Consider the following 21,659-nt stretch of genomic DNA (forward strand, 5'->3'; position numbering starts at 1 on the left):
TTGTTGCCATCTGCGAATACCTATGAGGAGCTCCGAGAAAAGTTTCAGTGGGACATCCCGGAGTTCTTCAACATCGGCGTAGATATCTGTGACAAGTGGGCGGACAAAGATGCCGCCCGCGAAGCACTCATCTTCGCTGAAGAAGAAGGGCCAACAACCACCTACACGTTCGGTGACTTGAAAAAGCTGAGCAATCAGCTGGCCAACCTGCTCGTTTCACAAGGCATCACTCGCGGTGATCGTGTTGGCATCCTGTTGCCGCAAGCGCCAGAAACAGCCTTCTCCCATATCGCAATTCACAAGCTCGGCGGCATCTCCATTCCGCTCTTCTCCCTGTTTGGCGAAGAGGCACTGGAGTACCGACTAGGTAACTCCGGCGCCAAAGCTCTCATCACCAACAACGCTGGTGCTGCAAAGCTTGAAAAGATCCGCGAAAACCTGCCTGAGCTTGAACTGATCCTGAACATCGAGGGCACTGACTTCGGCAACCGTTCGCTCCATGCTGAAATGGCAGAGCAGAGCGAAGACTTCACCCCGGTAAAGACCAAAGCCGAAGATCCTGCCATCATCATCTACACCTCCGGCACCACAGGCCAGCCGAAAGGCGCGCTGCACGCGCACCGCACGCTGCTCGGCCACCTGCCCGGCGTGGAGATGCCGCACAACATGTTCCCGAAGGAAGGTGATCGCTTCTGGACACCTGCAGACTGGGCATGGATTGGCGGTTTGATTGATGTTCTCCTGCCGAGCCTGCACCACGGTGTTACAGTCGTCGCCTGTCGCTTCAAAAAGTTCAGCGGCGAAGCAGCTTTTCAGCTGATGCAGGATCTGAGAATTCGCAATGCCTTCATCCCACCAACCGCGTTGAAGATGATGCGGCAGGTTGAGAACCCGAAGGACCGCTGGAACTATTCTCTCCGCTCTCTCGGCAGTGGTGGCGAAGCCCTTGGCGCAGAACTGATCCAATGGGGCCGCGATACATTTGGCCTGACAATCAGCGAGTTTTACGGCCAGACCGAATGCAATCTGGTTGTTTCCACCTGCGCAGAGCTGATGGAAACCCGCCCCGGTGTCACCGGCAAAGCCGTGCCGGGCTTTGATGTACAGATCGTAGACGACAACGGCACCATTCTGGAAACCGGTCAGCTCGGCAACATCGGCGTTCGCGCTCCAAACCCTGTTATGTTCCTGCAATACTGGAACAACCCGGAAGCCACGAAGAAGAAGTTCTCCGGCGACTTCCTCATCACGGGCGATAAAGGCGTGATGGACAAGGACGGCTGGATCCAGTTTGTTGGCCGCGATGATGATGTCATCACATCTTCCGGCTATCGCATCGGCCCGGGTGAGATTGAAGACTGCCTGCTGAAACATGACGCTGTTGCCATGGCAGGTGTGATCGGCAAACCGGACAAACTGCGAACTGAGATCGTCAAAGCCTACATTGTGCTGAAGGAAGGTATGGAGCCTTCCGATGAACTCGCCAAGGAACTATCTGAGTTTGTTAAGCAGCGTCTGGCTGCTCATGAATATCCAAGAGAACTGGAATTTGTCGAAGCCCTGCCAATGACAACAACCGGTAAGGTAATCCGCAGAGAACTTCGTGCCCGCGCTATCGACGAGGAGGTTTGATCAGCGATGAGCAAGAAACTAAACATTTTTGAAATGGGTCCACGCGATGGCCTTCAGAATGAAAAAACGCTGATCCCGACAGCAAACAAGATCGAACTGATCAACCGCCTTTCCGAATGCGGGTTTGAGAAGATCGAGACATCCAGCTTCGTTTCTCCTAAGTGGGTGCCACAAATGGCAGATGCTGCAGAAGTGTTTGCAGGCATCAACCGCAAGCCCGGCATTCGCTACACCGCGCTAACGCCAAACATCAAAGGCTACGAGCGTGCCAAAGCATCTGGTGCAGATGAAGTTGCAATCTTCGCATCAGCGTCTGAAGGCTTCTCTCAAAAGAACATCAACTGTTCCATTGAAGAGAGCTTTGAACGGTTCGCTCCAATCGTGGAAGCCGCAAAAGCAGACGGCATTCCGGTTCGTGGTTACGTCTCCTGCGTTGTCGAGTGCCCCTATGATGGCCCGACACCAGTTGAGAACACAGCCATGGTCTCCGAACGCTTGCTGCAGATGGGCTGCTACGAGGTATCCCTCGGCGACACCATAGGCGCAGCTACGCCGGAAACAACCGAGGCCATGCTGGACGCAGTGCTGAAGGTTGTTCCTGTTGAACAGCTTGCCGGCCACTTCCACGATACCAAAGATCTGGCTCTGGCTAACATCATGTCCAGCATCAAGATGGGCCTGCGGACATTCGATTCCGCAATCGGTGGCTTGGGCGGATGCCCTTATGCTCCGGGCGCCAAAGGCAACGTCAGCACACTGGCCGTCGCCAAAATGGCAAAACTGCTGGACTACGACACCGGTCTGGACATCGAAAAGCTGGAACAAACGCAAGAGTTCATTCTCTCCATTAAAGAGGCAGCCGCCGCATGACCTTTGAGAACATTCGCATAGAGAAAGCCGAAAACGGCATCACCACTCTCTGGCTAGCACGCTCTAAAAAGCACAACGCCATGAATGCAGAAATGATAGACGAACTTGCAGCAGCAGCCGAAGAGCTGGACAACTGCAAGCAAACCCGCGCCGTCATTCTGGCAGCAGATGGCGAAACCTTCTGCGCTGGCGGCGACCTCAAATGGATGCAAGCACAAGCTGAGAAGGACCGCATCGGTAAGATGCAGGAAGCCAACCGTCTGGCAGGCATGCTCAAACGCCTCGACAGCATGAAAAAGCCCCTGATCGCCCGCGTTCACGGCCCGGCCTATGGAGGCGGCGTTGGCATGCTCAGTGTGTGTGATCTGGTGGTCGCAGCCGACAACACCAAGTTCGCCCTCACAGAAACCCGCCTCGGCCTGATCCCGGCAACCATCGGCCCGTATGTTGTACGCCGTCTGGGAGAAGGCCATGCCCGTCAGGTGTTCATGAACGCCCGCCCATTTGGCGCAGAAAGAGCCCATCATCTGGGTCTGGTTTCACTGGTGACATCAGCCGATGACCTGCACGCAGTAACGCAGAAAGAAGCAGAAGCTTATCTGAACTGCGCACCGGGAGCCGTGGCAGACGCAAAAGCACTTTGCCAGAACTTGGCACGCATGCCAGTAGAAGATCAGATTGACTACACAGCAAATGCCCTAGCGGACAGATGGGAAACATCTGAAGCGCAAGCCGGAATTGCTGCCTTCTTCGCTAAAGAAACACCACCTTGGCGTAAATAAATCTTCATGATGACTGTTTGACCTGCGGCATATGCACAAATGCTGAGTTTTTTCTTTACTTGCTGGAGCGCTTTGTTACATAGCATTTAGCGAAAAAACGAGAAAAGAATGCTGCCGGCACTGCAAGCTATCAGGTCAAAACAGGATTTTCATACCCTTGTCTTCATTGCAGGGACTGTTTTGCTGAACGCGATTGGTGCTGGTTTGATCATTCCGGTGACCCCAGCACTGGTCGCAGAACTCAGCCAAACCACCATCGCAGACGCAGCCCTCTGGGGTGGCTACATCGCGGCAAGCTACGCTGCCATGCAGTTCCTCTTCGGCCCTGCCGTTGGTGCAATTTCAGACCGCTTTGGCCGCCGTCCGGTGCTGTTGATCTCACTGGCTGTCCTGACAATCGACTACCTGATCATGACCTTCGCAGGCTCACTCTGGGTCTTGTTCATCGGCAGGCTACTCGCCGGAGTGGCCAGTGCCACCTACGCCACCGCTTATGCAGCCGTCTCTGACATCTCCCACAACGGCAAACGCGCCACCCGCTTCGGCATGGTTGGTGCAGCCATCGGCTTCGGTTTTGTGATCGGCCCTGTCATCGGCGGCACCCTCGCCCTCTTCGGCATCCGCGTTCCGTTCTATATCTCAGCAATCCTGATCGCCATCACCTTCGTCTACGGCCTGTTCTACATGCCGGAGACCCTGCCAAAAGCAGCAAGAAAAGCCATCCGCTGGCGCAGAGCAAATCCGGTTGGTGCTGCTTTGGACATCGCCCAAACGCCTGTACTGATGTGGCTGTTCATCGCCCTCTTTCTGTTTGAAATGGCGAACTTCGTGTACCCGGCCATCTGGCCCTACTACACCATCGAAGCCTTCCACTGGACCACCGCACAAGTTGGCCTCTCTCTCGCCATCGTCGGTATCGGCTTTTCCAGCGTCAAAGGCGGCCTCATCCGTTGGATTATCCCTCGCAAAGGGGAAGCCAAAACGGTTCTCTATGGCTTTTTCTTCGCCGTTATCGCCTTGTTAGGGTTCGCCTTCGCGCCCAACACACTCACTGTCATCCTGCTGCTTCCACCTGCAGCGCTCGGTGCCATGATCCCGCCCGCCATGATCGCCCTGATGAGCCACCACGTCTCTCAGGACAAACAGGGCCGTCTGCAAGGCGCACTGACCAGTATCATCGGCCTCACATTGGTGCTCTCTACGTTGATGATGACCCAGCTCTTCACCCACTTCACAGCTGATGGAGCAGAGCTTTATTACCCTGGTGCACCGTTCCTGCTCGCAGCAACATTCATGGTACTTGCCATAGGTCCATTCCTGATCGGCTTGAAGAAAATCAGCGGCAACTCACAGCCCGTTGCCCTGCCAGAAAGCACACTCGCAGAGTAACTTCTCAGGCTATCGAATTTCGTTGCAGATACTCTGTTGTTGAGACGATATTGCTGCAAATAAACGACAGCGAAGCCATGATCGCGGCCTGCACAAACTCCTGTTGCGACGACTGGTCATTAGCTCCCGGCTCACGCGTCGCACAAGCATCATAGATAATCGTAATCGGATACCCCAGTTCCGTCGTTGCATGAGCTGCCGCGGCGATACAGTCCTTGCTCATGGACCCGCAAATCACCAGTTCCTCAACATTCTCATCATCCAGAATTTGCTTGAGATTGTTATTGAGGAAGATGTTGGAGGTGTACTTGGTCACTACAGGCTCGTGCGGCAACGGCTTGGCCATATCGTGGATTTCCGCCCCGATGGTCCCCTCAACGGTAAACGGCGCATCCTTCTCTTTGAAATGGTGCTGAATGTGAACGATGGTCTGATCCTGAGCGCGTGCATTTGCAAGCAACATCTGAATGTTCCCTGCAGCTTCCAACTGCCCTTCCAACTCACATTTCCCACCGGGAAAGAAGTCGTTCTGACAGTCAATTATCAGCAGCGCCGTCCTCGTCATTTTCCGTTCAACACCTCCTGTCACAGGCAGTTCACTAACACTCTAATAGATATCGATTGACGGAACTGAGCCAGAAAAACCCGCATTTTTCATAAAATCTAGAGGTAAGCGCCAGACCTTATAAAGAGCGGGCAGCGCACATGCAGCCAGGCTCAGACAGCCAGATATTCTTCAGTGGTAATCACTTTGCCATAGGCGAAGGAAAGTGCAGCCATGATTGCCCCTTGCACATACTTTGCAGGCACAACTTCCCCCTCAAACTCAAGATCACACGTTGCACAAGCATCATAGATAACGGTAATCGGATACCCCAGATCAACGGTCGCCCGCGCCGCTGCATCAATGCACAAATGAGACATCCCCCCGCAGATAACAATCTCCTCAACCCCGGCATCCTCAAGGATTTGCTGAAGGTTGGTGTTGAGATAGCTGTTCGCCGTGTACTTCACCACCACATGCTCCCCTTCCACCGGCTTGCAGCTGTCATGTAGCTCAGCTCCAATGGTTCCTTCAGCCAGGAAGGGTGCATACTTGTCTTTGAAAAAATGCTGAATATGGACAACGATATCTTTGTTGTCGCGCGCCGCTTTGAGCAAGCGCTGAATGTTTGCTGCAGATTCGACCTGCCCCACCAACTCACACTTCCCACCCGGGAAGAAGTCATTCTGACAATCAATGATGATAAGGGCCTTTTTGGTCATATCCCCTCTACAGGTTGTTCATGAAAAAAGTCGCTTACGCTCCATTCACCGTGTCCAGAAACTCATCCGTCGAAATCACGTTGCTATGCGCAAACCGCAGAGACGCCATCATAGCGGTATGAACGTGATCTGCTGGCACTTTCACACCATTGAACTCAAGGTCTTCCGTCGCACAGGCGTCATAAATAATCGTCAGCGGATAGCCCAGGTCCAGAGTTTGCCGCGCGGTCGCGTTCACGCAATTCTGGCTCATGGAACCACACATCACGATTTCATCAATACCTGCCTCAACAAGGATCTGCTGCAGGTTGGTGTCCTTATAGCCGTTCATGTAGTTTTTAACGACAACCGGCTCCCCATCGACGGGCTTGGCGCACTCGTTAATCTCTACCCCGGGAGATCCTTCAACCAGATAAGGCTCTGACTTATCTTTATACATATGCTGGAGATGAATGACGTTCTCATCGTTGTCGCGAACCACCTCCAGAAGACGGGCAATGTTTTTTCCTGCTTCAACTTGCCCAGCTAAAGGGCAGGCACCACCTGGAAAATAATCGTTCTGGCAGTCGACAATAATTAGGGCCCTTTTTGGCATAAGCACACCTCAGTCCTATTGGTCTTTTCAGCGCAGACAATAAGGGCAACACGTTTAAGCATGCCGGATTTTAAGAAGCAGATTTTATAAAATCCCGAGCTAACAACGCCAAAAGCCAGCTTGAACAGCTGGCTCCTGAACTCATCTGAAAGTGCGCGCTTATCCCGCCAGATAGTCGTCTGTCGTAATCACCTTGCCGTAAGCAAATGCCAGAGACGCCATGAAGGCACCGTGCACATACTTTGCAGGGATCACTTCACCATTGTGCTCCATGTCCAAAGTTGCACAGGCATCATCAATGATGGTTGCGGTGTAACCCAGATCAACAGCGCCGCGCACAGTCGCATCAATGCAGTTATGAGACATGGAACCAACAACAACCAGATGCTCAATGCCCTGCTCGTCCAGCACCTCTTTCAGGTTGGTCTCAAGGAAGCTGTTTGCAAACTGCTTCACAACAAGCGGCTCACCATCCTGTGGCAACACAGTTTCATGGATCTTCACGCCTTCAGTACCTTTGTTGAAGAACGGGGCATCACCTGCTTCCACCACATGCTGGATATGGATGATTGGTGTGTTCTTGCTGCGGCTGTCTTCCAGCAGGCGCTTTACGTTCTGAGCAGCTTCAACCTGCCCTTTCAGTTCCCAGGCACCGCCCGGGAAGTAATCGTTCTGCACATCGACGATAACCAGTGCTGACTTAGACATGTATGCCTCCATCGGTTTGATCTTATGCAGCCAACCTAATCCGCATCCGCCAATCACTCGATTGGCATATACGACATAAAACATGCTATAATCGCCAAATGAGCAACTCAAATAAGCATCATCGCATCGGCATCATCTCCTACCCGGGTGCCCAGCTTTCAGCTGTTTACGGCCTTGTTGACATGCTCAACGCCGCAAACAAGGGAGAAGCAACGTGCATAGAGGCTGTAATCCTTCAGCAAGATCAACTGCCGACTATGGAGAGCTGCACGTTCTCAGCAGTCATCCTTCCTCCCAGTCTGGCAGCTCAACAACCAACTGTTTCCGCTAGTCTAACCCAATGGCTCAAACAACAGCATGAGCACGGCGCTATCCTCTGCTCCATTTGCGTTGGCGCTGTCTTACTTGCTGAAACAGGCATTCTTGATGGCAGGCCCGCAACAACCCATTGGGCGATTACAGAGAGCTTTGCAGAACGGTTCCCGCTTGTGAAACTCGACACAGACAAGATGATCGTGGACGAAGGCGATGTAATCACCGCCGGCGGCATCATGGCCTGGACTGATCTCGGATTAAGGCTCATCGATCACTTCGCAGGCCATGCAACCATGCTGGACGTCGCCCGTCATTTTCTCATAGACCCGGCTGGACGGGAGCAAAAAAACTATCGCCGCTTCTATCCCGACCTCTCCCATGGCGATCAAGCAATCCTCAAAGCCCAGCACTGGCTGCAGATGGCTTATAAGCAAAAGCTGACTGTGCCCGACATGGCAGAGAAAGCCGGCCTCACCGGCAGAACATTCCTACGCCGTTTTGAAACCGCAACAGGCCACACACCCAACGCTTACCTTCAGCAACTGCGCATCACTGAAGCCCGTCAGCAACTGGAGCAAACCAAACGCTCTTTCAATGAGATCGCGTGGGAAGTTGGCTACGACGACCCAACCGCCTGTCGCCGTGTCTTTATCAAAACCACAGGTCTAAGCCCCGGCCAGTACCGTCAGAAGTTCGGCTACCAAAGCCATGCTGCTTAGTGAGGCTGTGTCAGAAACTCATCCGTCGATACCACGGACGCATTCGAGAAGATAAGCGAAGCCATAATCGCAGCCTGCACATCATCAACGGAGACTTCACGCCCGCGGAACTCCATGCAACTCGCTGCACAGGCATCATAAATTACAGTAACCGGATACCCCAGATCCATGGTGGCACGCGCTGTTTCAACAATGCAGTACTGAGTCATTGATCCGCAGATCACCAGATCATCAATCTTGTGATCCGTCAGCAACTGCTTGAGATTGGTACCTTCTAATGCATTGAAACTGTACTTGGTGACAATCGGCTCGTCTTGTTTGGGCCAGACCATCTTATTGATCTCAGCCCCAAATGATCCTTCGGCCATGAAAGGAGAATTAGGATCTTTGTAGACATGCTTGATATGAATGACGAACTCGTGGTGCTGCCTCGCATCTTTCAGCAGTTCAACAATATTCCCCGCAGCTTCCATCTGCTTGGGCAACTCAAACTTCCCACCCGGGAAATGGTCATTCTGACATGCAATGATGAGCAAAGCGGTGTTATGCGTCATACCCAACCCTCTACAGCGCATCCCAGTAGGACGGTTCAGCATCCCAAAGGAAACGCGCAACAAGCGTCAGAGCCTGAAGAAAGCTGCTCATGAGCGCGTCAGGCCCTAGTGAAAATTCACCAGCCCACATACTAGGCCCCAATTCATTTAGGCCACGCGCACGCAATCAGTCGGATTTTAGAGATCTGAGTGGGTTAGCTTGTACTCTCGGCTTCTTCCACCTGAACAAACTTGAGCACCAACCAAGTTGAAATACGGAGTGCCAGCCATCGCAAAAGCAGTGAGACAAACATACTAAAAAAGAACATCAAAATCGCAAAAAGGGCGAATTTTTCAGTACTTTCCCGAACTCCCCAATGTGCTATTACATCAGAAAAATCTACTGAATTTGAGTAAAGCAGGATCGAGATGGCCCAATAGAACAAGAGATCAATAATCACGCTAAAAGCAGCAAGATAAAACATCTGGTTTTGGGAGAGAGCAATGTTACGCCATTTAATCGTGAGTGTAACAACGCTAAGAGAAGCAACAAGAGTTGGCGCAAATAATCCTATCGCTCCTACCGTAATAATTTCCCGGAATGACAGGTCAATCGAAAGCACTTCACCGGTTAATCGTTCAATTGCAAAAGCAATCAAAACGTATAATACGGCCATTCCTAAGACCCACTGCAAACTTACTTTCTTCATTTCAAATCTCATCTCCCCAACGCATTTCTTGTAAGCTCGGCAAACTTATCTATCTAAACACACTAGGATCCTCTGGGTGTTCCTTGATGATAAATCATGCGCCATCGGTGGCCTGCGAACATCCAGATGGATGTTCGACGCGTTCCATTCTCCGCAATATCGTAAAAAACCTGAACAAGCCCCTCACCAAGTTCACGTATCTGAAAACCTTCAATCGTTCTGGTCGGATAACCATGCGCCTCAGCCGGAAGTTCATCAAGGACCTGTTGACGATCATATGTTCGACCGCTCGCACCAATCTCAACAAAGTCCACATGCAACAACCGTTCGAGTTTCTTCCGGACCCTTCGAACTGCAGGATCCAGGAGCTGTTTTTCAAAAGACAAAAGCAACTCAGTCAATGACTGCTCAGCTGCTTCCGCAGCGCGTTTTGCAGCTTTCTTCTCTCCGGTTCGAAATCCCCATTTGAATCCAAACCAGATCATCCAAAAAATGAAGATGGCAGGAAAAAATAGCGAGAAAACACCTTCAACTGTAGTTTTCGGAAACCACGCTAAACTCGGATCTACAAGTATCGCAACTAACGTGAAAATCACTTCAATAATAAGGAAACTAAGCAGGCAAAAACCAGAGAGCTTTAGTAAGCATGTACCTTCAAGGCCAACACCATTTCTTCTATAGATCGTTTCTCCAACACTCTCCCCACAGGCAATAGCAAGCATCCAATCGAAGTATTGTAAAGGAGAGTCGACCTCCCAGACGTACTGCAAAGGGAATTCTACATCCCACACAAGAAAGTCAATCATCAGAATAATAAAGATAGCTGCTTTAGCCAGCACGAAAATCGCAATAAAGCGAGCAACGTACGCCCACAAACTAATCTGCGAACGACCCACAATCATTACTTAAATATCCTCAATTATAAGTTGCACTAATTATAGCTCGCCCTAGTCAGAGGGCAATAAAAAACCCGGCGCCTCTCGACACCGGGTCTCTTAATTCTCGCAGTGCTTTCAGCGGTTAGCCGCCGAAGTCGTCCAGCATGATGTCTTCACGTTCCACGCCCAGATCAAGCAGCATGTTGATCACGGACTGGTTCATGATCGGAGGACCACACATGTAGTACTCGCAGTCTTCTGGCGCAGCGTGGTCCTTCAGGTACTCGTTGTAGAGCACGTTGTGAATGAACCCGGTGTAACCGTCCCAGTCATCATCTGGCTGCGGATCAGAAAGCGCCACATGCCATGTGAAGTTCGGGAACTCTTTCGCCAGCTGATCGAAGTCCTCAACGAAGAACATCTCTTTCTTAGAACGTGCACCGTACCAGAAAGTGATCTTACGATCGCGGTTCTCAAGACGCTTCAGCTGATCGAAGATGTGCGAGCGCATAGGCGCCATACCAGCACCACCACCGATGAACACCATTTCCTTATCAGTTTCGCGAGCGAAGAACTCACCGAACGGACCGGAGATGGTCACCTTGTCACCTGGCTTCAGGTTGAAGATGAACGAAGACATCTTACCAGCCGGAATACCTGTGGTGCCAGGAGGTGGAGAAGCAACACGAACGTTCAGCATGATCATGCCTTTTTCGTCCGGGTAGTTCGCCATGGAATAAGCACGCTCAACTGGCTCGTCCACGATGGACTCATATTGCCACAGATTGAACTTGTCCCAATCTTCGCGGTACTGCTCTTCGATGTCGAAGTCGGTGTACTTCAGCTTGTGCGCAGGCGCTTCAATCTGAATGTAACCACCTGCACGGAAGTTCACGTCTTCGCCTTCTGGCAGGTCCAGAACCAGCGCTTTAATGAAGGTCGCAACGTTTTCGTTGGAGCGAACAGTACACTCCCACTTTTTCACGCCGAACACTTCTTCAGGCACTTCAATCTTCATGTCCTGCTTCACAGCAACCTGACAGGAAAGACGGTCACCACAGCGTGCTTCACGCTTGGTGATGTGGCTTTCCTCAGTTGCCAGAATGGAACCACCGCCCTCGTGCACTTTCACGCGGCACTGAGCACAGGTACCACCGCCACCACAGGCGGAAGGAACGAAGATCTTCTGATCAGCCAGAACGTTGAGCAGCTTACCGCCCGCAGGAACGGAAACAGTGCGCTCACCGTTGATTTCGATGTTAACGTCGCCGGAAGCAACCAGCTTGCTGCGCGCCATGAGAATGACGATCACCAGCGCAAGCACGATCAGAGTGAAGAGCGTAATGCCCCAGGTAAAGTCTTGCATCTGCTCGTCTCCCTTACAGCTTCACGCCTGAGAAAGCCATGAAACCCATAGCCATCAGACCAGCGGTGATGAAGGTGATGCCAAGACCCTGCAATCCATCAGGAACGTCAGAGTACTTCAGCTTCTCACGCACACCAGCCATTGCAGTAATCGCGAGCGCCCAACCAATACCGGAAGCAACACCGTAAACGGAGGATTCTGCTAGGTTGTAGTCACGCTCCACCATGAACAGAGAACCACCCATGATGGCGCAGTTCACAGTGATCAGCGGCAGGAAGATACCCAGCGCATTGTACAGCGCAGGGACATAGCGATCGAGGAACATTTCAAGGATCTGCACCACAGCAGCGATAACGCCGATGTAAGAGATCAGACCCAGGAAGCGCAGATCAGTACCTTCAAGACCAGCCCACTCCAGCGCGCCTTCGTTCAGCAGCGTGGTGTAGAGCAGGTTATTGATTGGCACAGTCAGAGCCTGCACAACAACAACGGAGATACCCAGACCCAGCGCAGTCTCAACCTTCTTGGAAACCGCAAGGAACGTACACATTCCAAGGAAGAAGGAGAGCGCAAGGTTTTCGATAAAGATCGCCTTTACGGCGAGGGAAAGAAGCCCTTCCATAATCAGTGAGCTCCCTCAGTTTCCATGATTTTATATTCGCGCTTCTCAACCTGCGCAGGCTTCCAGGTACGGAATGCCCAGATCAGCAGGCCAATCACGAAGAACGCGGATGGAGGCAGCAGCAGCAGACCATTTGGCACGTACCAGCCACCGTTGTTGACAGTCTCTAGGATCTGAACACCAAACAGGGAACCTGAGCCGAACAGCTCACGAACAACACCAACCAGCAGCAGGATCAGGGAATAACCCAGACCGTTACCGATACCATCAAGGAAGGATGGGATTGGTGGGTTCTTCATTGCAAATGCTTCAGCGCGACCCATCACGATACAGTTGGTGATGATCAGACCAACGAACACGGAAAGCGTCTTGGAGATCTCATAGAGATACGCCTTCAGGATCTGGTCAACCAGAATAACGAGAGACGCAATAATCACCATCTGCACGATAATGCGGATAGAAGACGGGATCTGGTTACGCAGAATGGAGATGAAGAAGTTGGAGAACGCTGTCACAAGCGTCACCGCAATCGCCATCACAAACGCAACTTTCAGAGAGGACGTTACCGCCAGTGCGGAACAGATGCCAAGAACCTGAAGCGTGATCGGGTTATTATCGACCAACGGATCCTTGAGCATGGAGAAGTCTTTGCCAGCCATTACGCCTCTCCTTTTTTCAGATTGTCGAGGAAGGTCTTGAAGCCCTGCTCGCCCATCCAGAATTTGACGAGGTTGTCGACACCACGGGAGGTCAGCGTTGCACCTGCAATCGCGTCAATGTGGTGTTTGGAGCCATCAATACCTGCTGGAGCAGCTTTGCCGACGCCAATGTTAACTGCGCCGTTATCGCCATAAACCAGCTTGCCAGGCCACTGAGCCATCCATTTTGGATTGTCTACTTCAGCGCCGAGACCTGGTGTCTCACCGTGAGCGTAGAAACGCAGGCCGTACACTTCATTGCCATCAGCATTCAGGGCGATGAAGCCATAAAGCGTGGACCACAGGCCGTAACCGTGAACCGGCAAAACGATGCGTTCGATTTTACCTGCATCATCACGAAGCAGATAAACGGAAGCCAGTTTTGCCTGACGCTTGATGGATGCCGGATCGTTTGCCAGAGCGATAGAACGAGCTGGATCTTTCGCAGCAACACGCTGGTCATAGGTCGCAGCGTCTTCTGCATCAGAAAACTTTCCGGACGCAACATCAACAAGACGAGGTTCGAATGCACCAAATGCCTTCTCAACATCGATGCCGTCCTGATAGAGGCCAGCAACCTTGAGGATGTTGGTCTTCTTATCCAGTGTCTTGTTGATTTCCTGCTGAGGCTTCAACATCACCGCAGCGCCGGAAACAATCATGGAACAGATCAGACACAGAACCACAGCAACGGTAATCGTGCGCGGTGCAGAGTCCAGAGGCATCGCGTTGAAGCGCGCCCACAGACCTGTTGGAGCTGTTGTGTTTTCAGCATTAGGCATGGCGCTTCATCCTCCGTGTGATGTTCGCCTTCACAACGAAGTAGTCGATCAGCGGGGAGAAGATGTTACCGAACAGAATTGCCAGCATCATACCTTCAGGGAAGGCCGGGTTGATGACGCGGATCAGGATACACATCACGCCAATCAGTGCAGCATAGATGTAGCGGCCCGGATTGGTCATTGCAGCCGTCACAGGCTCAGTTACCATGAACACCAGACCGAACATGAAGCCACCAGTGACAAGGTGCCAGTACCAAGGCATTGCAAACATTGGATTACTGTCAGAACCAATCAGGTTCAGCAGTAAGCTGAAGCCGATCATACCAGCCAGACAGCCAACGATCAGACGGTAGTTCGCGATACCAGTGGTCACAAGGAACACGCCGCCGATCGCAATTGCAATCGTGGAGGTCTCACCAAAGGAGCCCTGAATAGTACCGATGAAGGAGCTGGTCCAGGTGATGCCATTCGCAGCGAGACCCTGCATGCCGTCAGCAGCAGCAACACCCAGTGCAGTCGCACCAGAGAAGCCGTCAACTGGCGTCCACACCGCATCACCGGACATTGCTGCCGGATAAGCGAAGTATAGGAACGCACGGCCAACAAGCGCCGGGTTCAGGAAGTTTTTGCCGGTACCACCGAACACTTCTTTGCCAATCACCACACCAAATGCGATACCAAGACCAACCTGCCACAGCGGCGTAGAAGCTGGAAGGATCAGCGTGTAGAGCATGGAAGAAACGAAGAAGCCTTCGTTCACTTCGTGGCCACGCACAATGGCGAACAGCACTTCGAAGATACCACCAACACCGAGTGTTACGATGTAGATTGGCAGGAAGTACAGAGCACCATGCGCCATGTTGGCGAAGATGTTGTCCGGATTAAAGCCGATACCCAGCAGAGACAGGATCGCAGCGCGCCAACCAGCTGGCTCGGTGATGCCCATAGCAGCCAGTGCTGAGTTGGTCTGCATGCCGGTGTTGTACATACCAAACAGGATCGCAGGGATCGTCGCCAGCACAACGTAAGTCATGACACGCTTAAGGTCAGCATGGTCACGAGCGTGCGGCGCAACGCTGGTCACTGTTTTTGGAGTGTAGATGAAAGTGTCCACCATCTCGTAGACGGCGTAGAACTTTTCGTATTTGCCACCCTTTTCAAAGAGCGGCGCAATACGATCAAACTTATCGCGCAAGCTCACGGGTTAGCCCTCTTTCTCGATTTTATCAAGATTTGCACGCAGCGCAGCTCCGTATTCATTCTTGGAATGGCAGATGAAGGTGCATAGCGCCAAATCTTCTTCGTCCAACTCCAGAGCACCAAGCTTCTGCGCCATGTCAGTGTCCAGCACCATCAGGGCACGGAGCAGCTGAGTTGGAAGAACATCGAGCGGCATTACCTTCTCATAAGTACCCAATGGAACGATCGCACGGATGGAGCCGTTCTTGTTGGTACCAAACGGGAACTTCAGCTTGCTGCGGAAGAAACCGGAAGGATGCACATTAAGGTTAGACCACTTGGTCATGAATGGGCGAACCCAGCCAACAACGTCTTGCTTGCGGTCTTCTTCCATCAGCGTCACCTGAGTGTGGTAACGGCCAAGGAAGGCAAACTGGTCTTCGGCAATCGTGCCGGAGAGAATAGAGCCGGAAACCACGCGAGCAGGAACACCCGGTAGAGTTTCACCAGCCAGCAACTCAGTCAGATCAGCACCAACGCGAGTTGTTACCAGACGTGGCTTGGTCGCCAGCGGGCCAGCAACAGAAACAACGCGGGAAACATCCAGCTCACCTGTCAGGAACAGGTTACCGATTGCGATGACATCCTGATAACCGATGGTCCAGACAGTCTTGTTCTCGTTGACCGGATCAAGGAAGTGAATGTGAGTACCCGAATTACCTGCTGGGTGCTTACCTTCAAAGCTTTCCATCTGCACATCAGCAACATCAGCACCTGGGAGCTTGTCCTTAGGGCTGTGGCAGACGAATGTGCGGCCATCGGTCAGTTTAGAGACAACCTGAAGCCCTGCTTCAAACGCGCCAGCATTCGCATTGATGATCACACCAGCATCCGCAGCAAGCGGGTTGGTGTCCATCGCAGTTACGAAAATGGAACGCGGCTGCGTTTCAAAAACCGGAACCTTGGAGTATGGGCGGGTGCGGAAGCTTGTCCAAAGACCAGACTTGGCAAGCTGCTCACGAACGACAGTTGCGTCCAGAGTTGCCAAAGCGCCAGCCTCAAACTTTGAGAAAGCGACCTGTTCTTCGTTGCCATCGTCCAATTTGATAACGATGGTTTCCAGAACGCGACGTGCACCACGATTGACTGCTTCAACGACACCAGCACCCGGAGCAACATAGTTGATTTCAGGAGAGCGTTTGTCGATGAAAAGTGGTTGACCCTTTACGACGCGATCGCCTTCAGCAACCAGCATACGCGGTTTCAACCCGTTGTAATCTCCACCATTCACGGCAACACGACGAACCTCTTGACCCTTGTGGATCTCTTGGTTCGGAGCACCGGTGATCGGCAGATCCAATCCTTTTGTAATCTTCATCCCTTACCCTGTCAGGCTTCTTATAGGGCAAACCACTAGATGTTCACGGGATATCTACGGGTAAGTGATGCTAAGTCATTCTGCTACGTACAAAATGCCGCGCATGCGGATTATTGACTTTGGCAAGTCGAACCGAGATAAATCCCCCCACAGATCGCATTTTCAGCAACAAAGCCCGAGCATTGCTGAACGTAACTCATCCGTGGCTCCGGTTAGGAGTAACCGCCCGCATACCATTAAAGTGTGCCGCGGTCAGCTATTCCTACGGATTTATGCGGGCCAATACCCTGATATACCGCAAATTTCAATAGGGATTCGTGATATTGACGCAACGGCAATAAGGGTGTTTCGCGAAAATTTTATCTCAAATAAGTTTTCCCCGAACTTTTCACATGCACGTAGTACCACCTACGACTTTCTTCATCTTCAACTAATGCTGATCTTAGTCGCGGCAGTAACCTCCCCCTATTTAACTTGACAGAAAACCAGAATAAGCCGATTACGCGGGGAAATGAAAAAACTCTGAGGCCGAAATGCGCTTCCTCATTACAGCTCTCGTACTCATCTTTGTCACTGCATGTGTACCCAATGACAAAAGCCGCGAAGAAATCGTACTTCACGGCAAAACCATGGGCACAACATTTAATGTCAAAGCCATCAAAGGGTCGTCTTCTGTAACCCAGCAGGAGTTGCAAAAGCAGGTCGATGATGCTCTCGTTGGCGTCAACAAGGCCATGTCCAACTGGGACAAAAACTCAGAGATCAGCCGTTTTAACCGCTCCACCAGCACCGAATGGACGCCAATCTCTCGCGATTTCAGCATCGTGATGCAGGAAGCTCTGCGCATCCATAATCTGACGGGCGGCTACTTTGACGTCACCCTCGCACCACTCATCGAGTTGTGGGGCTTCGGCACCAAGCAGGACACTCCTCCGCAGCCGAGCCCACTTGAAATCCGCGAGGCACTCGAGTCCGTCGGCATGAGTACCATGCTTGAGTTCGAGACCGATCCTCCGGCTCTGCGTAAGGTCAACACGGACACCTCCGTGAACCTCTCCGCAATCGCAAAGGGCTTCGGCATCGACAAAGTTGCCTCCGTTCTGGAGCAAAACGGCATCAACGAATATCTCGTCGAAATCGGCGGTGATCTGGTTACCAAAGGCAACAACGCCAAGAATGAACCTTGGGTCGTTGGCATCGAAAAGCCGGATTCCGCAACGCGAACAGTTCAGCAAATCGTTCGTATCAGCGATAAAGGCATGGCAACCTCCGGCGACTATCGCATATATAAGGAAGTCAACGGCAAGCGCTTCTCACACATTATTGATGCTGCATCTGGGCGTCCTGTAACGCATAAACTTGCATCAGTAACTGTAATTGCTGACAATGCGATGCGCGCTGACGGTCTGGCAACAGCTCTCCTGGCAATGGGAGACAAGCGCGGCATGGCTCTGGCAGAGCGTGAAGGGATTGCCGCATTTTTCATCGTTCGTGAAGGGGACCACTTCATCACCCGGTCTTCCAGCGCGTTTAGAAAATTCGAGCAGTCTGCAGAGAAATAACGGAATATCGAAATGGCAACTTTCATCATCGCGTTTGTCATGCTGATCCTGATCGTAGCAGGAATGGCAATTGGCGCCGTTTTCAGAAACAAGCCAATCACTGGCAGCTGCGGCGGCTTGAACGCTATTGAAGGCGCAGACCATTGCGTCGTCTGTAAGCGTGAAATCGACCCGAACAGCCCGCTGCGTGAAAAGCTGCAGCCTTGCAAACGCAAACAGGCGATGGAAGAGCAAAGCGCAGCTTAACGGCACTCCGTTTCAGCAAATCCGAAGGGGCCACACGGCCCCTTTTTCATACCTGCTATTTGTCAGCTGTGTAATCCCGCGCTGCATCTGGCCCTTCACCGCCAATCAGCTTGGCAAAGAAACCGGCCACGATCCCAAAACCTACGCCAATAGCAACAAAGCCGATGCCGAGGAACAAGCTTCCCAGAGTCGGAAAGATCCCCTGCCCGATTGATGTCAGGCTATCTCCACCAATCAGCCAGAGCAGCAAGTTCATCCATCCGCAGATGAAACCGCCAGAGAACCAGCTCGGCATGCTCGACTTGAGCAGCGGGTGGTAGTTGATCACACCAATCAGCGCCACCAGACCACCAAGCGTAATGCACCAGAGGATCAGACCGAACTGAACCACAAACGACACATTCAGATTAAGCCAGGCAATGAGGTAGAGACACAGAAGCCCAAACGCCAGTCCAAACAACTTGGCAGTGATCCCTCGTCTGAGCAGTGACGGTTTAGAAAACATAAGGTCTGGCTCCCATCGGTTCATGCGGCTGGCCAATGCCATGAGTATACCACCATAAACCAAGGGTCTTAAAACTAGTTTTCTGCAATCAGAAGATTATCTGTTCGCCCAGCCAAAATCGAAAACGCCGAACACCATCAGGCAGAAGCTGACAAGCGCCAGCAGACCAAACACCCAACACTTAAGCTTCCAGCGACCAGTCTGGCCTTTCCAGGCATCACGGAACAAGCGACCGCTCAGCACAAACACCACAAGCAGGATCACGCCGACCCAGGATGGTATGTCGCTAAAGAAGTTTGAGAGCTGACCCATTGTGCCTCCGCATTGTTGTTGCCTCTCTTTAGTTCTGCCTTTCCAAAAAGGCAAACGCTCAAAGCAATCACACCGCCACCTTGCCAAAACCAGAAGTCAAAATGCTCAGCTACCCCAGCAGCACATCCAACACCAAAGCCTCATTTCCTGAATGGGCAAAACATTGTTAGGCCATCACCAGAGCAATCAACCTCCCCATTACCTCGCCCTTCTAAACGCCCAAATACAGCCAACTTACATGCATCTTTCATATCTATTTTTCATATTTCATTGACCTTTTCAGCTAGGCAGACTACAAGGCCCACGAAGAAAAGAGCTCGCTTGCCATTTGCCGCCTCATGATCTCCCCGTTACGGTTCATGAGTGAGCGGAAGCGATGGGTAGGGCAACAAAGCTCTTGCTTTACAGATAATGACCCTCCTCGAAAGAAATACTAAATGACGATACCTGAAGGGGTTTCCCCGGCGCTTTCTACCGCACTAGAAAAGCGCGAATACACGTCTCTCACCCCGGTCCAGACCGCCGTTCTTGATGAAGAGCTGAAAGGCAAAGACCTTTTGGTTTCTGCTCAGACTGGCTCTGGTAAAACCGTTGCATTCGGCATCGCAATTGCGCCGGAACTGCTGGGTGACGAAGAGCGTATGGGCCGGGCAAACGAACCTCTTGCATTGTGTGTTGCGCCAACCCGTGAGCTGGCAATCCAGGTCTCCAAAGAACTGGAATGGCTCTACGGCGAAGCTGGAGCTCGTATCACCACCTGTGTGGGTGGCATGGACATGCGCCGTGAACGCCGCAATCTTTCTGCAGGCGCGCACATCGTAGTCGGCACCCCAGGCCGCCTGCGTGACCATATTGAACGCGGTTCTTTTGACACCTCCGCTCTGCGCACTGTTGTGCTCGACGAAGCGGACGAAATGCTGGACCTCGGTTTCCGCGAAGACCTTGAGTTTATTCTCGATGCAGCACCAGAAGAACGCCGCACTCTGCTGTTCTCTGCAACTGTTCCTCCGCAGATCGAAAGCCTCGCGAAGCGTTTCCAGCGGGATGCACAGCGCATCTCTACTGTAACCAATCGCGAACAGCACGCAGACATTGAATACCGCGCAATGCAGGTCGCTCCCAACGACCGCGAAAACGCAATCATCAACGTCCTGCGTTTCTACGAAGCACAAAACACCATCATCTTCTGCGGCACCCGCGAGATGGTGAAACACCTTTCCGCACGCCTCGGCAACCGTGGTTTCGCAGTTGTGGCTCTCTCCGGTGAGCTGAGCCAGGCTGAACGTAACCATGCGCTTGGTGCAATGCGTAATGGCCGTGCCCGCGTTTGTGTGGCAACCGACGTCGCAGCACGCGGCATCGACTTGCCAAACCTGGATCTCGTGATCCACGCAGACCTGCCAAACAACGCAGAAACCCTGCTGCACCGTTCCGGTCGTACCGGTCGTGCAGGCCGTAAGGGCGTTTGTACGCTGGTTGTGCCACACACCCGCCGCCGCTCCGCAACGCGCCTTCTCGGCTTTGCGAAAGTGAAAGCAGAATGGGGTCCGGCACCAACAGCACAGCAAATTCGCGACAAAGACCGTGAGCGCATCCTTGCGTCTACCGATCTGCAGGAAGCACCAAGCGAAGAAGATCTGCCAATGGTTCAGGAGCTTCTTGAGAAGTTCACACCAGAACAGATCGCAGCCGCTTACATGCGCCAGATCCATCAGGGTCTGCCTGCACCGGAAGAACTGCTGGCAAGCTCCTTCGAAGACCGTGAGCGTAAGCCACGTAAGGACTTCGACAACGGTGTTTGGTTCCGTCTCAACGTTGGCCGCAAGCATAATGCAGAACCTCGCTGGCTCCTGCCAATGATCTGCCGTGCAGGTCACATCACCAAAAAAGACATCGGCTCCATCCGCATCTTTGATGCAGACAGCCGCTTCGAGCTCGACGCAAAACTCGCTGACAAGTTCCAGGAAACCGTCAAAGAAAACGGCACCGGTGAAAAATCAATCACCATTACCCGTATCGAAGGCAATCCTGAGCGCGGCAGCAGCGGTCGTCCAGGCGGTCGTCGCAACCACCGTGGTGGTGGCGGCGGTGGTTACCGTGGCGAAGGCGGACGCGGCGAAGGTCGTGGCCGTGGTCGTGGTGGCGAAGGCGGCGGTTACCGCGGTCGTCGTGATCGTGATGGCGAAGGTCGTGGTCGTGGCCGCGGCGAAAACAAGCCAGGCGGTGGCAAAAGCTTCCGCGACAACCGCGGCGGCGAATAAGCCTCACATCTTAAGATTTGCAAACGGGCCTCTCGAGGCCCGTTTTCTTTTGCAGCCAGCTTACCAACCAAACTGCACAAACACGAACAGCACCGCATGACATCCCATGCAGTGGTGAGGCTGAAAGTCCCCGCAAGGCGGGTGGAGCAAGACGAACAGGCTGAGCCTGCGCTACTTGTTAGAAATGAGTCTTCGGCAACAGCTGGTCGCCTCGCTCGGGTCTTTTAATATGGACAACATCGCCTCTTATCCTGAAAGACACGATGGCCAGTTTCCTGGAAAGACAAAGCTGCCCTCGCAACGGGTTTCCCCAAAAGCAAAAGCTCTTTGCCTCTGGCATTCACCGCTCTG

At 52.5% G+C, this 21,659-nt stretch carries 23 protein-coding genes; 8 read left to right on the forward strand and 15 right to left on the reverse strand.

Features of this window, described 5'->3' with window-relative positions:
* From PSE_RS24260 to PSE_RS24275, 4 genes are all read left to right on the forward strand, one after another.
* On the forward strand, positions 1 to 1,632 hold the full coding sequence (locus PSE_RS24260; protein ID WP_014287199.1) for an acyl-CoA synthetase: 1,632 nt from the start codon (positions 1 to 3) through the stop codon (positions 1,630 to 1,632).
* Positions 1,633 to 1,638: 6 nt separating this feature from the next.
* A complete protein-coding gene (locus tag PSE_RS24265; RefSeq protein WP_014287200.1) occupies positions 1,639 to 2,502 on the forward strand; it encodes a hydroxymethylglutaryl-CoA lyase in 864 nt (287 codons plus the stop codon).
* Positions 2,499 to 3,284, forward strand: a complete 786-nt coding sequence (locus PSE_RS24270) for a crotonase/enoyl-CoA hydratase family protein (RefSeq protein ID WP_014287201.1) — start codon at positions 2,499 to 2,501, stop codon at positions 3,282 to 3,284. Before PSE_RS24265 ends, PSE_RS24270 begins: the two co-directional genes overlap by 4 nt.
* A gap of 108 nt (positions 3,285 to 3,392) precedes the next feature.
* Entirely contained in the window at positions 3,393 to 4,673 is a 1,281-nt protein-coding gene (locus PSE_RS24275) for a TCR/Tet family MFS transporter (protein WP_014287202.1), read from the forward strand.
* Positions 4,674 to 4,677: 4 nt separating this feature from the next.
* On the opposite strand, the gene PSE_RS24280 is transcribed toward PSE_RS24275, so the two are convergent.
* From PSE_RS24280 to PSE_RS24295, 4 genes are all read right to left on the reverse strand, one after another.
* Positions 4,678 to 5,238, reverse strand: coding sequence for an isochorismatase family protein (locus tag PSE_RS24280; RefSeq protein WP_008552582.1), 561 nt, complete (start codon positions 5,236 to 5,238; stop codon positions 4,678 to 4,680).
* A 152-nt stretch (positions 5,239 to 5,390) separates the two neighbouring features.
* Positions 5,391 to 5,939, reverse strand: coding sequence for a cysteine hydrolase family protein (locus tag PSE_RS24285; RefSeq protein WP_008552628.1), 549 nt, complete (start codon positions 5,937 to 5,939; stop codon positions 5,391 to 5,393).
* 34 nt (positions 5,940 to 5,973) lie between these two features.
* The gene (locus tag PSE_RS24290; protein ID WP_008552656.1) at positions 5,974 to 6,534 is read right to left on the reverse strand and encodes a cysteine hydrolase family protein; all 561 of its coding nucleotides are present in this window, start codon (positions 6,532 to 6,534) and stop codon (positions 5,974 to 5,976) included.
* 159 nt (positions 6,535 to 6,693) lie between these two features.
* Entirely contained in the window at positions 6,694 to 7,242 is a 549-nt protein-coding gene (locus PSE_RS24295) for a cysteine hydrolase family protein (protein WP_041768808.1), read from the reverse strand.
* A 98-nt stretch (positions 7,243 to 7,340) separates the two neighbouring features.
* On the opposite strand from PSE_RS24295, the gene PSE_RS24300 reads away from it, so the two are divergent.
* Complete coding sequence (locus PSE_RS24300) at positions 7,341 to 8,276, forward strand: GlxA family transcriptional regulator (protein WP_014287206.1); 936 nt, start codon at positions 7,341 to 7,343, stop codon at positions 8,274 to 8,276.
* On the opposite strand, the gene PSE_RS24305 is transcribed toward PSE_RS24300, so the two are convergent.
* The 9 genes from PSE_RS24305 to PSE_RS24345 all read right to left on the reverse strand — a co-directional run bounded on the left by PSE_RS24305 (position 8,273) and on the right by PSE_RS24345 (position 16,422).
* Positions 8,273 to 8,830, reverse strand: a complete 558-nt coding sequence (locus tag PSE_RS24305; RefSeq protein WP_014287207.1) for a cysteine hydrolase family protein — start codon at positions 8,828 to 8,830, stop codon at positions 8,273 to 8,275. The genes PSE_RS24300 and PSE_RS24305 overlap by 4 nt on opposite strands.
* Before the next feature lie 194 nt (positions 8,831 to 9,024).
* Positions 9,025 to 9,519 (reverse strand): hypothetical protein, encoded by a 495-nt coding sequence (locus PSE_RS24310; RefSeq protein WP_041768809.1) that lies wholly within the window; start codon positions 9,517 to 9,519, stop codon positions 9,025 to 9,027.
* Positions 9,520 to 9,581: 62 nt separating this feature from the next.
* Positions 9,582 to 10,421: a DUF4440 domain-containing protein gene (locus tag PSE_RS26805; protein WP_014287210.1), complete on the reverse strand. Its 840-nt coding sequence runs from the start codon at positions 10,419 to 10,421 to the stop codon at positions 9,582 to 9,584.
* Between the two features lie 118 nt (positions 10,422 to 10,539).
* The gene (gene nqrF / locus PSE_RS24320; protein ID WP_014287211.1) at positions 10,540 to 11,763 is read right to left on the reverse strand and encodes an NADH:ubiquinone reductase (Na(+)-transporting) subunit F; all 1,224 of its coding nucleotides are present in this window, start codon (positions 11,761 to 11,763) and stop codon (positions 10,540 to 10,542) included.
* Positions 11,764 to 11,776: 13 nt separating this feature from the next.
* Positions 11,777 to 12,385, reverse strand: a complete 609-nt coding sequence (gene nqrE / locus PSE_RS24325) for an NADH:ubiquinone reductase (Na(+)-transporting) subunit E (protein ID WP_008552594.1) — start codon at positions 12,383 to 12,385, stop codon at positions 11,777 to 11,779.
* 2 nt (positions 12,386 to 12,387) lie between these two features.
* The gene (locus PSE_RS24330) at positions 12,388 to 13,044 is read right to left on the reverse strand and encodes an NADH:ubiquinone reductase (Na(+)-transporting) subunit D (RefSeq protein WP_014287212.1); all 657 of its coding nucleotides are present in this window, start codon (positions 13,042 to 13,044) and stop codon (positions 12,388 to 12,390) included.
* Positions 13,044 to 13,865 (reverse strand): Na(+)-translocating NADH-quinone reductase subunit C, encoded by an 822-nt coding sequence (locus PSE_RS24335; RefSeq protein WP_014287213.1) that lies wholly within the window; start codon positions 13,863 to 13,865, stop codon positions 13,044 to 13,046. The genes PSE_RS24330 and PSE_RS24335 overlap by 1 nt, the downstream gene beginning before the upstream one ends.
* On the reverse strand, positions 13,858 to 15,066 hold the full coding sequence (locus PSE_RS24340) for an NADH:ubiquinone reductase (Na(+)-transporting) subunit B (RefSeq protein ID WP_014287214.1): 1,209 nt from the start codon (positions 15,064 to 15,066) through the stop codon (positions 13,858 to 13,860). Before PSE_RS24340 ends, PSE_RS24335 begins: the two co-directional genes overlap by 8 nt.
* Positions 15,067 to 15,069: 3 nt before the next feature.
* Positions 15,070 to 16,422 (reverse strand): Na(+)-translocating NADH-quinone reductase subunit A, encoded by a 1,353-nt coding sequence (locus PSE_RS24345; RefSeq protein ID WP_014287215.1) that lies wholly within the window; start codon positions 16,420 to 16,422, stop codon positions 15,070 to 15,072.
* Between the two features lie 533 nt (positions 16,423 to 16,955).
* Here PSE_RS24345 and PSE_RS24350 point away from each other — a divergent pair.
* Both PSE_RS24350 and nqrM read left to right on the forward strand, forming a co-directional pair.
* Complete coding sequence (locus tag PSE_RS24350; protein WP_014287216.1) at positions 16,956 to 17,984, forward strand: FAD:protein FMN transferase; 1,029 nt, start codon at positions 16,956 to 16,958, stop codon at positions 17,982 to 17,984.
* A 12-nt stretch (positions 17,985 to 17,996) separates the two neighbouring features.
* A complete protein-coding gene (nqrM, locus tag PSE_RS24355; RefSeq protein ID WP_008552621.1) occupies positions 17,997 to 18,230 on the forward strand; it encodes a (Na+)-NQR maturation NqrM in 234 nt (77 codons plus the stop codon).
* A 55-nt stretch (positions 18,231 to 18,285) separates the two neighbouring features.
* Here nqrM and PSE_RS24360 read toward each other — a convergent pair whose 3' ends face one another.
* Together PSE_RS24360 and PSE_RS24365 are read right to left on the reverse strand one after the other, a co-directional pair.
* Positions 18,286 to 18,735 (reverse strand): hypothetical protein, encoded by a 450-nt coding sequence (locus PSE_RS24360; protein ID WP_208609285.1) that lies wholly within the window; start codon positions 18,733 to 18,735, stop codon positions 18,286 to 18,288.
* Positions 18,736 to 18,831: 96 nt separating this feature from the next.
* Positions 18,832 to 19,047: a hypothetical protein gene (locus PSE_RS24365; protein ID WP_014287218.1), complete on the reverse strand. Its 216-nt coding sequence runs from the start codon at positions 19,045 to 19,047 to the stop codon at positions 18,832 to 18,834.
* Between the two features lie 437 nt (positions 19,048 to 19,484).
* Between PSE_RS24365 and PSE_RS24370 the strand changes: the two genes are divergently transcribed.
* The gene (locus PSE_RS24370; protein ID WP_008552606.1) at positions 19,485 to 21,308 is read left to right on the forward strand and encodes a DEAD/DEAH box helicase; all 1,824 of its coding nucleotides are present in this window, start codon (positions 19,485 to 19,487) and stop codon (positions 21,306 to 21,308) included.
* The last annotated feature ends 351 nt before the right edge of the window (positions 21,309 to 21,659 follow it).

The organism is Pseudovibrio sp. FO-BEG1, from assembly GCF_000236645.1.
Lineage (GTDB): Bacteria > Pseudomonadota > Alphaproteobacteria > Rhizobiales > Stappiaceae > Pseudovibrio.